The sequence below is a fragment of the Propionibacterium ruminifibrarum genome, assembly GCF_900289195.1.
GTDB lineage: Bacteria > Actinomycetota > Actinomycetes > Propionibacteriales > Propionibacteriaceae > Propionibacterium > Propionibacterium ruminifibrarum.
In genome coordinates this window covers 1-268 of record NZ_OMOH01000035.1, presented here as the reverse complement: position 1 = coordinate 268, position 268 = coordinate 1, and the positions used below count along the sequence as shown (strand labels likewise).

1 protein-coding gene is annotated in these 268 nt (G+C 69.8%); it reads left to right on the top strand.

Translation table 11 applies throughout. The annotated features are described in order from the left end of the window. Positions 1–39 precede the first annotated feature (39 nt). The coding region (locus PROPJV5_RS12330; RefSeq protein ID WP_147385460.1) for a helix-turn-helix domain-containing protein at positions 40–268 on the top strand (229 nt) is incomplete at its 3' end.

Here is a 268-nt window from a genome sequence, read left to right as displayed (position 1 = left end):
GGGGATTGCGAAGTCGTCCACTGTCAGAAAGGCCCTCTTGTGTCTCACGCTAACGCAGCCCTGACCCCGCGCGCCCGGTTGCGGGTCGCCCAGCTCGTCGTCGATCACGGCCACCCGGTCAGCGAGGTCGCGGCCCGGTTCCAGTGTTCGTGGCCCACGGTCAAGCGTTGGGCCGACCGGTACCGCGCTGGCCAGCCGATGTCGGACCGTTCATCACGGCCGCGACACTGCCCGCACAAGACCCCTGACCGGGTCGCTGCGCGGGTGG